12 protein-coding genes, 1 tRNA gene and 1 pseudogene are annotated in these 9,116 nt (G+C 64.5%); 10 read left to right on the forward strand and 4 right to left on the reverse strand.

Annotated elements, in window-relative coordinates; all coding sequences use genetic code 11:
* A partial coding sequence (locus RI841_RS11320; RefSeq protein ID WP_310705706.1) for an alpha/beta fold hydrolase occupies nt 1-700 on the forward strand: 700 nt, incomplete at its 5' end.
* On the opposite strand, the gene RI841_RS11325 is transcribed toward RI841_RS11320, so the two are convergent.
* A complete protein-coding gene (locus tag RI841_RS11325) occupies nt 697-1,920 on the reverse strand; it encodes an ABC transporter substrate-binding protein (protein WP_310705707.1) in 1,224 nt (407 codons plus the stop codon). The genes RI841_RS11320 and RI841_RS11325 overlap by 4 nt on opposite strands.
* Nucleotides 1,921-2,080: 160 nt before the next feature.
* Here RI841_RS11325 and RI841_RS11330 point away from each other — a divergent pair, with 160 nt between their 5' ends.
* On the forward strand, nt 2,081-3,787 hold the full coding sequence (locus tag RI841_RS11330) for a potassium/proton antiporter (RefSeq protein ID WP_310705708.1): 1,707 nt from the start codon (nt 2,081-2,083) through the stop codon (nt 3,785-3,787).
* A gap of 28 nt (nt 3,788-3,815) precedes the next feature.
* Here RI841_RS11330 and RI841_RS11335 read toward each other — a convergent pair whose 3' ends face one another.
* Nucleotides 3,816-4,370, reverse strand: coding sequence for a YaeQ family protein (locus tag RI841_RS11335; RefSeq protein ID WP_310705709.1), 555 nt, complete (start codon nt 4,368-4,370; stop codon nt 3,816-3,818).
* 86 nt (nt 4,371-4,456) lie between these two features.
* Between RI841_RS11335 and RI841_RS11340 the strand changes: the two genes are divergently transcribed.
* Complete coding sequence (locus RI841_RS11340; RefSeq protein WP_310705710.1) at nt 4,457-5,107, forward strand: metallophosphoesterase; 651 nt, start codon at nt 4,457-4,459, stop codon at nt 5,105-5,107.
* Nucleotides 5,108-5,189: 82 nt separating this feature from the next.
* Here the strand turns inward: RI841_RS11340 and RI841_RS11345 are convergent.
* Nucleotides 5,190-5,279: transfer RNA gene (locus RI841_RS11345), tRNA-Ser, on the reverse strand.
* A 124-nt stretch (nt 5,280-5,403) separates the two neighbouring features.
* On the opposite strand from RI841_RS11345, the gene RI841_RS11350 reads away from it, so the two are divergent.
* The 7 genes from RI841_RS11350 to RI841_RS11380 all read left to right on the forward strand — a co-directional run bounded on the left by RI841_RS11350 (nt 5,404) and on the right by RI841_RS11380 (nt 8,753).
* Nucleotides 5,404-5,874: an NUDIX hydrolase gene (locus RI841_RS11350; protein WP_310705711.1), complete on the forward strand. Its 471-nt coding sequence runs from the start codon at nt 5,404-5,406 to the stop codon at nt 5,872-5,874.
* Between the two features lie 79 nt (nt 5,875-5,953).
* Entirely contained in the window at nt 5,954-6,628 is a 675-nt protein-coding gene (locus tag RI841_RS11355; protein ID WP_310705712.1) for a Bax inhibitor-1/YccA family protein, read from the forward strand.
* A gap of 70 nt (nt 6,629-6,698) precedes the next feature.
* Nucleotides 6,699-7,091, forward strand: coding sequence for a sulfurtransferase complex subunit TusD (tusD, locus tag RI841_RS11360; protein ID WP_310705713.1), 393 nt, complete (start codon nt 6,699-6,701; stop codon nt 7,089-7,091).
* 20 nt (nt 7,092-7,111) lie between these two features.
* A complete protein-coding gene (tusC, locus tag RI841_RS11365) occupies nt 7,112-7,486 on the forward strand; it encodes a sulfurtransferase complex subunit TusC (RefSeq protein ID WP_310705714.1) in 375 nt (124 codons plus the stop codon).
* 22 nt (nt 7,487-7,508) lie between these two features.
* Nucleotides 7,509-7,799: a sulfurtransferase complex subunit TusB gene (gene tusB, locus RI841_RS11370; RefSeq protein WP_310705716.1), complete on the forward strand. Its 291-nt coding sequence runs from the start codon at nt 7,509-7,511 to the stop codon at nt 7,797-7,799.
* Nucleotides 7,799-8,152 (forward strand): TusE/DsrC/DsvC family sulfur relay protein, encoded by a 354-nt coding sequence (locus RI841_RS11375; protein WP_310705717.1) that lies wholly within the window; start codon nt 7,799-7,801, stop codon nt 8,150-8,152. The genes tusB and RI841_RS11375 overlap by 1 nt, the downstream gene beginning before the upstream one ends.
* Before the next feature lie 10 nt (nt 8,153-8,162).
* A complete protein-coding gene (locus RI841_RS11380; protein WP_310705718.1) occupies nt 8,163-8,753 on the forward strand; it encodes an ACP phosphodiesterase in 591 nt (196 codons plus the stop codon).
* On the opposite strand, the pseudogene RI841_RS11385 reads toward RI841_RS11380, so the two are convergent.
* Nucleotides 8,740-9,116, reverse strand: a pseudogene (locus tag RI841_RS11385) (molybdopterin molybdenumtransferase MoeA); the annotation flags it as partial. The gene RI841_RS11380 and the pseudogene RI841_RS11385 overlap by 14 nt on opposite strands.

Genomic DNA, 9,116 nt, shown 5'->3' on the forward strand with positions numbered 1-9,116 from the left:
CGACAACTGGCGCTCCCACCTCAAGCAGTGGCAGCGACGGCATCGAGTGATTGCCGTGGACCTGCGTAACCATGGTCGCTCGCCGCACGTCGCGGGCATGGGCTACGCCGCCATGGCCGAGGATCTTCTCGCCCTCCTGGATCGGCTCGGTGTGGCGAAGGCCCATCTGCTGGGACATTCCATGGGCGGCAAGGTGGTGATCAGCCTGGCCCGGTTGGCGCCCTCCCGCGTGGCTTCGTTGATCGTTGCCGATATCGCGCCACTCGCCTACGGCCATGATCACGACAACGTGTTCGCTGCCCTGCGCCGCGTCGAGGCGGGGGCGCCCAGCAATCGACGCGAGGCCGACGTCCTGCTCGCCGAGCATGTCGAGGAGTCCGCGGTGCGCCTCTTCCTGGCCACGAACCTCGAGCGCGACGACCAGGGCATCCTGCGGCTGCGCATCGGCCTCGATGCGATCCAGGACGATTACGAGACGATCATGGGAGAGCCGGCAGGAGAGGGCACCTTTGACGGGCCGACCCTGGTGCTGCGCGGTGCCCGCTCGCGCTATGTGACCGACGCGATGCTGCCGGCGCTGCGCGAGGTGCTGCCACGAGCCGAGATCGAGACCCTGGACGCGGGCCACTGGCTGCACGCCGAGCAGCCCACGGCCTTCCAGGCGGCGGTCAATGCCTTCCTCGAGCGCATCGAAGGCTAGCGGGTCGGCGCCCCGAGGTCGATGGCCAGGCGCGATACCGGATGGTGCTCCTGGATCAGGCCGGCCTCGAAGAGGTAGTCCTCGAAGCGACGGTAGCGGCCCTGGTCCAGGGCGGCCGGACTGAGGTTCAAGCGGGCACGAACCATCTCCCAGGCCTCGCGGTTAATGGCGGTATCCAGGGCCGGCTCAGCGCTCACGATCAGGGTCCAGGCCTCCTCCGGGTGGTTGGCGATCCAGGCCGTGGCCTCCTCGATGGCCGCCACCAGGCGACGGATGGCATCCCGCTGCGGCGCCAGGTGGTCGCGGTTGGCGAGCAGCACCAGGCCATCATGGAGCGGGATGCCTAGCTCCTCGATGCGCATCACCCGGGTGGCCAGCCCCTCGTCGGCCAGCTGTCGGGGCAGCAGGTGACGCATGGCCCCGATCACGCCATCCACGCGCCCCTCGCGCAGGGCATCGCCGAGCCGGAAGTGCAACGCCTCGGTCTCGATTTCGTCATCGCGGATCGCCGCGCCATGCTGCAAGGCAGCCAGCAGCACGTCACGGCTGTCGATATCGGCATGGCCGATGCGCGAGCCGGCCAGCTGGGCGGGAGCCTCGATGGCCCCATCCTCGCGCACCACCAGGGCGCTCAAGGGCATGGTGATCAGGCTGGCGACGCGGATCAGCGGCAGGCCGCGATCGACCTGTAGGTGCAGTAGTGGCTGGCGAGATACCGCCAGGTCGATGCGTGATGCCGCCAGCAGCTTGCTGGGCACATCCGGGTCGGCCGGTGTCGCGAGGATCACTTCCAGTCCGCGGCTGGCAAACAGCCCTCTCTCCTTGGCAATGAACAGGGCGGCGTGGCGGGGACTGGGATAACCGTCCAGCATGATCCTGAGCGAGATGACCGGCGGCGGCTCGATCGGTTCCGCCGGGCGCAGGGCGATGGCCGGGACGCTGGGACGTGAGGGCGTGTCGACGCTGGGCCCGCTCGGCGCCTCCCGGTATTGTCGGCGGGTCTCCGCCCAGGCGGCGGCCTCGGCGGCCGCCCTTGCTGCCTCGTCGGCAAGGGCCTCGAGATCCGGCACCATCACCTCGGTGCCCAGCGGCGGGAACCCCCCCCGGGGTTCCATGGCAGCGGTCGACGGGTCGGCCACGGCGGGTTGTGTCGACAGCAGGGCGGCTGCCGACAGCAGCACGCACCAGCGGAGAGGCCGCTGAAAAAGGGATGAGATCATCGAAACTGGACTCCTGCCATGCGCTATCCGGCCTTGTGTTGGTGCCGCGCAAGCTTAACCGCTGCTCACACGCCACTGCCAGTCGTGGCCGCAAACGGAAATCGCCGTGCCAGATCCGGCATGCGATAATTCTCCCTCGCGCAGCCGGGAAAGGACGCTCATGGATTCGATCAACACTCTCTTCCTGCTCAGCGGCTTCCTGCTGGCTCTGAGCATTCTCGCCAGCAGGCTCTCCTCGATGGCCGGGGTCCCCCTGCTGCTGATCTTCCTGGGGCTGGGCATGCTGGCCGGGGAGGAGGGGCTGCTCGGCATCCAGTTTGATGACTATTCCCTGGCGTTTCTGATCGGTCATTTGGCGCTGGCCATGATTCTGCTGGATGGCGGGCTGCGCACTCGCCTCAAGACCTTCCGCGTCGGTTTCCGGCCAGCGCTCTCCCTGGCCACGCTGGGGGTCTTCATTACCAGTTCGCTGATGGGTGTGTTCGCCATGTGGCTGTTCGACCTGAGTCTGGTGCAGGGGCTTCTGGTGGGGGCTATCGTGGGATCCACGGATGCCGCGGCAGTGTTCTCCATGCTCAGTGGACGGGGGGTCAACCTCAACGAGCGGGTCGGGGCGACCCTGGAGATCGAATCCGGGACCAACGACCCCATGGCGATCTTCCTCACCCTGGTGCTGGTGGAGATGCTGGTCGGCGAGATCGGCGGTATCGGGGAGACCCTGCTGTTCTTCGTGCAGCAGTTCGGCCTGGGCATCGTCATCGGCGTGGGCATCGGCTGGCTGAGTGCGCGCCTGCTGAGTTGGCTGGACCTGGCACCGGGCCTCTATTCGTTGCTGGCCCTGGGCCTGGGCTTCTGCGTCTTCGGCCTGACCAGTGCCCTGGGCGGCAGCGGTTTCCTGGCCATCTATCTGGCGGGCCTGATGATCGGCAATCGCCCCGGCCGCCACCTCAACTTCATCCTGCCGGTGCATGATGGCCTGGCCTGGCTCTCCCAGATTGGCCTCTTCCTGGTGCTGGGCCTGCTGGTCACCCCCAGCGAGATGCTGGATTATGCGCTGCCGGCGCTGCTGGTGGCCCTGGCGTTGATCTTCATCGCCAGGCCGCTGGCGGTGCTTGTCGCCGTCAAGCCGTTCTTCAAGTTCCGCTGGCGGGAGATCGGCTTCATCGCCTGGGTGGGGCTGCGAGGAGCGGTGCCCATCGTGCTGGCGATCTTCCCGGTCATCGGCGGGGTGGAGAATGCCTCGCTCTACTTCAACGTGGCCTTCGCGGTGGTGCTGCTCTCGCTGTTGATCCAGGGGGGCACCCTGCCGTGGATGGCGCGTCGCATGAAGGTCGAGCTGCCTCCCACCGTCACCCCGAACCGGCGCGGGCCACTGGGCATTCTGCCCGAGAACGACTACGAGATGTTCGTCTACGAGGTCGAGAATGCCGACCTCGAGGACGTGCCGATCCGGCTACTGCGCTTTCCCTCCGGCGCGCTGATCTCGGCGCTCTTCCGCGAGCATGCGATGCTGCACCCCAAGGGCAGCACCCGGCTGCGGCTGGGAGACGTGATCTGCGTGATCGGGCGCACCGACGACTTGCCGGCCCTAAATCGCCTGTTCAACGGTGATGCCAAGCTCAAGCGCGAGCGGGCCTTCTTCGGGACCTTCACCTTCGACGGAGAGGCACTGATGCGTGATATCGCCGATGCCTATGGCCTGACCCTGAGCCCCGGCGAGCGGGACATGACGCTCGCCGAGTTCATCTCCCTGCGGGTCGGCGGCCATCCGGTCGTGGGCGATGACGTGGACTGGCACGGTATCCACTGGGTGGTCAGCGAGATGGATGGCAACAAGGTCACCCGCGTGGGGCTCAGGCTCTACTGAACCGACGTACCGGGGCCTTTCGCCGGGGTCAACCGGCGCGCACGTCCTGAAGCACCTCGAGTGCGACCTCGACAGCTCCCCGGTCGGGTTCGGTCATCCAGACCCCGCCATCCTCGATCATGCAGTTCAGCGTCATGCTCTTCGCCGCCAGGCTGCTCAGAGCCTCTACCGATGCCGGCGAGATGTCGACCACCCGCAGATTGTCGAGGCTGGCAAGCTTGCCGGCCATCTGCTCCCACCAGATCGCGGCGCCCTGGCCACTGTAGGTGTAGAGGGCCACTCGATCGGCTCGCGCACAGGCGCGGCGAACGCTCTTCTCGTCAGGTTGACCCAGCTGGATCCAGAGCGCGATGTCACCGGTCAGGTCCTTGCGCCAGAGGTCGGGTTCGTGTTCGGTGCTCACCCCACGCCCGAAGGCCAAGGTCTCGTCGGCGTTCAGGGCGAAGGCCAGCAGCCTGACCATCATGCGCTCGTCGGTTTCCGAGGGGTGTTGCGCGACGGTCAGGCCATGTTCTGCGTAGTAATGCCGGTCCATGTCAGCGATCTGCAGCTGGACCCTGTGAATCGTTGCCTTCAGTGCCATATGACTAAGCCACTCGCCCGTCTGGGAAATAGGGCTTTCATCATGACATAGTCGGTGGCGTCGCGGATGGATGAGGAGGTCTTGCCATGCTGACCAGGCACCAAGCGAACATCAGGGGCCGCGATTTCTTCGTGGGTGACATTCACGGCCAGTATCGCTTGCTGCAGGAAGTCTTGCAGGGTGTCGCCTTCAGCCCGTCGGAGGACCGCCTGTTCTGCGTTGGCGACCTCATCGACCGAGGAGCTGATTCGCTCGACTGCCTGATGCTCGCCTTCATGCCTTGGTTTCATGCCGTGCGCGGCAATCATGAGGAATTAGCCAGGAGTGCGCTGTGCGACGGGGAGGGGAGCAGCGCCTGGGCGCTGTGGATGATCAATGGCGGTGGCTGGGTTGTCGAGAGCGGCGTGGGCAAGACGCGAAGGGTCCTGCAGGCGGCGCTTCGCCATCTGCCTCTGGCACGCGAGGTCTCGGTCATGGGCAAGCGCGTCGGGATGGTGCACGCTGAGCCGCCGGCCGACTGGTCGTGGGTCGAGGAGGCCGACCGGGAAGCCCTGCTCTGGGGGCGTTCCCGCATCCGCCGGGGCGACGAGACGCCGGTGGCAGGGGTCGACGCCGTCGTCGTTGGCCACACCATCGTGGCGCAGCCGCTGATCCTGGGCAACGTCCATTACATCGACACCGGGGCCTTTTGCACCAATCGCCTGACGCTGGTCGATGCTCGTGAACTGCTGAGGTGAGGAGGGCGTCAATAGCACGCCTTGCCTGGGAAAGAGGGGCCATGAAAAAAGCGCCCGTAGGCGCTTGATTCATGAAGCATAATGGCGGAGGGACAGGGATTCGAACCCTGGGAAGGCTCTCACCTTCGCCGGTTTTCAAGACCGGTGCATTCAACCGCTCTGCCATCCCTCCGGCTCACGAAAGCGTATACTACCAGCTTTCCTCGTCGGGTCAAGAGCGCCTTGGGATCAAGATGTTAGGCCTCCCATGACGAGCTGAGGCACAATAGGGAGGTTAGTGACTGCAGGAGAGCGTCATGCCTGACCCCACAGCAAACTCCGGGGTGCGTCCCGTTCCCGCGGTTTCGGCAGCCGTGATCCGAGGGGATCGCATCCTCATGGTGCGACGCCGCAATCCGCCCAATGCCGGCATGTTGGCCCTGCCCGGAGGCAAGATCGAGGCGGGGGAGAGTCTCCAGCAGGCGGCGGCCAGGGAGCTTCTGGAAGAGACCGGTGTGCTCGCAGCGCCTCGTCGCATCCTGACGGCTATCGATTTTTTCGATCACGATGAAGCAGGTCTGCTGAGGATGCATTTCGTCATCGTGGTGGTTCAGCTGGAGTGGCAAGGTGGGATAGAGGCGGCAGCCGATGATGCTACCGAGTTGCGCTGGGTGGACCTCGAGACACTCGAGCAGGATGATGGGGAGGTCTGTGACTCGGCCTTTCACGTGGCGCGCGGGGTACTCGCCGAGGCGATGTCCGCAGAAAACGCGTTGAAGCCAGGCTAGCCAGTCTCTTGCGTCGGGAACCTTCTGCCGGCATTCTATGTCAAGTGCCTAGATCAACCACACAGGGAGCTTCGGATCCATGGCTTACCAAGACACGCAGATGACACGGCAGCAGACCCAGGCCGTCGGTACCAGTACCAGTAAGGTCCTGCGCAATACTTATGGCCTGTTGGCGATGACCCTGCTGTTCTCCGCCGTGACGGCCGGTGCCGCCATGGCGATGGGTATCGAGCGGATGAACATCCTGGTGTTCTTCATCGGTGCCTACGGCCTGATGTTCCTCGTGCACAAGACCGCCAACTCGGCGATCGGCCTGCTTTCCACTTTCGCCTTTACTGGTTTTATGGGCTTCACCCTGGGGCCGATCCTCAGCGCCTACCTTACCCTGCCCAACGGAGCCCAGCTGATAATGACCGCGCTGGGCATGACCGGTGTGACCTTCGTTGGCCTCTCGGCCGTGGCGCTGATCACTCGCAAGGACTTCAGCTTCCTGGCGAACTTCCTGATGGCCGGTGCCATCGTCTTGATCATTGCCATGGTGGCGGGCATCTTTCTGCAGATTCCCGCCCTGTCGTTGATGGTGTCGGCGGGCTTTGTACTGTTTGCTTCGGCCGCCATTCTTTTTCAGACTAGTGAAATCGTGCATCGTGCTGGCGAAACTAATTACATTCTCGCTACCATTACCCTCTATGTCTCGATTTATAACCTCTTCATCAGCTTGCTCTCCATCCTGGGGATCATGAGCCAGGACTGACGGTCACCGCGAGATCACGGATTCCTGGCCCCGCCTTGCGGCGGGGCCAGGCTGTTTCAGGAGGACCCTCATGCGCTATGCCATTCTGCTGATGGGTGCCCCCTACAGCGACCAGGCGAGTCACTCAGCCCTGCGCTTCGCCCGCGCCCTGGTGGCACGTGGCCATCGGCTCGAGGCGGTATTCTTCTATCATGATGGTGTACATAATGCCGCTCGGCTGGCCGCTCCTCCCCAGGATGAGCCACATCTGGTGGATGCTTGGGCGTCGCTCTCCGATGAGCATCAGGTATCATTGCAGGTCTGTATCGCCGCTGCGCTGCGCCGTGGCCTGCTGGACGAACGGGAGGCCGCCCGCCATGGCAAGGATGGCGTCAGCGTGCAGGCTCCCTTCGAGCTGACGGGGCTGGGTCAACTGGTCGACCTCGGCACCCGCTGTGACCGCCTGGTCACCTTCGGCCCCTGAGTGTTTTGGACGGAGTTGGGATGCAAGAACACCACGAGGATAGCGACCTGCTGGTCATACTTCGCCATGGGCCCCACGGCAGCAGCTGGTTGAAGGAAGGGCTGGATGCGGCCCTGGTTGCCGCTGCCTTAGGGCGCCGCGTTGCCCTGCTTTTCATGGGGGAAGGGGTGACGGCCCTGATGCCGAAGCAGCAGGTGGGTCCCCTGGGGCAGAAGGGTACGGCCGCGACGCTTGAGATGCTGGAGATGTATGACATCGAGACGCTGCTTGTCGAAGAGCAGGGACTGTCGTGTCTCGGTCTCTCGAGCGGTGAGTTGATGCTCGACGTAACATGCTTGTCGCCTGAGGCACTGGCGCGTGTACTGACCACACATCGCCTCGTCTTGACCTTCTAACCCAGTGGCAAGGAGTGCGCCAGTGCTGTTACATGTCGTGAATCGTTCCCCGGCGACCAGCCGGGTCTATCAGCAAGCCCTTGCTGGCATGTCGCCGGAAGACCGCCTGTTGTTGATTGAAGATGGGGTGCAGGGTGCGCTTCCTCAGCTGGTGCGCTATTACGCGGGCCTGGAAGGTCGACTCTTTGTCCTCAAGGAGGATCTGGCGTCCCGTGGGCTGCTCGGACACTGCGACGCCAGTGTGCAGGTGGTAGACGTGGATGGCTTTGTGGACCTGACCGAGGAAGCCGAACAAACGGTGAGCTGGTACTGATGGCAACCACAGAAATATACCGTTATCTAGTTTCTAACACCCACCAGCATGCTCTCGACCCAGAAGGTTACCTTGTCAACATGGACGACTGGTGTCCCGAGGTCGCCGAAGCGCTGGCCCAAGAGGAGGGCATTACGCTGACAGCAGAACACTGGGAAATCCTCCAAGTCCTGCGCGACTTCTATGCGCGTTACGAGATGGCGCCTGCCATGCGCCCCCTGGTAAAGGCAGTGCAACGAACCCTGGGGCCCGAGAAGGGACGTTCCATTCACCTGATGCGCCTCTTCCCGGGCAGCCCGGCCAAGGTGGCCGCTCGACTCGCCGGATTGCCCAAGCCCACCCATTGTCTGTGACCCGTAGACCGTGAACTTCCTTGCGCATGGCTGGCTCGCCCGGGGCGGCATCGATGACTTTCTCTATGGCAACTTGATCGCCGACGGGGTCAAGGGGGTGGATCTGTCAGCCTGGAAGGCCGAAGAGGCCGCCGGCATTCGTCACCATCGACGGGTGGATGCCTTCGTCGATAGTCATCCGGTGGTCTCGGGCGTGCTCGCACGATCCCCTCGTCGGCAGCGCCGCTATGCCGGCATTGCCCTGGACCTGATCTGGGACCACTTCGCGGCGCGGACGCTGACGAGCGACGAGCGGCGCTGGCTGGTCCATCGCTGCTACCGGGTACTGGCAACGCGGCCCGCCCCGGCTCGGCTGGCGGCGATGATGCCGGTCCTGGTGGAGCAGGACTGGCTCAACCGCTACGCAGACTTCGCCTTCACATGCCGGGCCATCGAGGGGATCGGCCGGCGACTTTCGGGTCCCAACCGGCTGGCCGAACTGGTGCCTTGGCTGGAGGAAGACTACGAACGACTCGCCCGGGACTTCGCAAGGCTCTGGCCCTCCGTCAACGACGCCCTGGGGATTGCCCCTCATCAAGACGGGCTCGTCATTCGACCCTGAGCCACAGGCAGTCAACCGGATCACCCGCGTCGATCCGGCTCTCGGCAGGAATCACCGCCAGCGCATCGGCGCTGATGCAGGACGACAGCACACCGGAGTTCTGGTCCCGGAAGGCCCTGGCCAGGATCCCGTCCTCCCCGAACTCGAGCATCACGCGCATGTAATGGCGCCGTGGACCGGTTTGCGTGGAAAAATCCGCTCGGGCCCGCAGGCGGGGGAGTTGCGCGAGTGCCGGGCATCCCTGCAGGGCACCCAGCAGGGGGCGCAGGAACAGCCAGGCTCCGACGAAGCAGGAGACAGGATTGCCGGGCAGACCGACGAAGCGAACTTCTCGACCTTCCCGTCCCGGCAGGCGGCCCAGGG

It is taken from the genome of Halomonas sp. (assembly GCF_031581305.1).
In the GTDB taxonomy this organism is placed as follows: domain Bacteria; phylum Pseudomonadota; class Gammaproteobacteria; order Pseudomonadales; family Halomonadaceae; genus Halomonas.

Excerpts from the sequence above, each read along its gene's own strand:
- RI841_RS11375 (WP_310705717.1), top strand. The coding sequence starts at position 7,799 with ATGGCAACCACAGAAATATACCGTTATCTAGTTTCTAACACCCACCAG.
- RI841_RS11350 (WP_310705711.1), top strand. The coding sequence starts at position 5,404 with ATGCCTGACCCCACAGCAAACTCCGGGGTGCGTCCCGTTCCCGCGGTT.
- RI841_RS11330 (WP_310705708.1), top strand. The coding sequence starts at position 2,081 with ATGGATTCGATCAACACTCTCTTCCTGCTCAGCGGCTTCCTGCTGGCT.
- RI841_RS11355 (WP_310705712.1), top strand. The coding sequence starts at position 5,954 with ATGGCTTACCAAGACACGCAGATGACACGGCAGCAGACCCAGGCCGTC.
- RI841_RS11340 (WP_310705710.1), top strand. The coding sequence starts at position 4,457 with ATGCTGACCAGGCACCAAGCGAACATCAGGGGCCGCGATTTCTTCGTG.
- tusC (WP_310705714.1), top strand. The coding sequence starts at position 7,112 with ATGCAAGAACACCACGAGGATAGCGACCTGCTGGTCATACTTCGCCAT.
- tusD (WP_310705713.1), top strand. The coding sequence starts at position 6,699 with ATGCGCTATGCCATTCTGCTGATGGGTGCCCCCTACAGCGACCAGGCG.
- RI841_RS11325 (WP_310705707.1), bottom strand. The coding sequence starts at position 1,920 with ATGATCTCATCCCTTTTTCAGCGGCCTCTCCGCTGGTGCGTGCTGCTG.
- RI841_RS11335 (WP_310705709.1), bottom strand. The coding sequence starts at position 4,370 with ATGGCACTGAAGGCAACGATTCACAGGGTCCAGCTGCAGATCGCTGAC.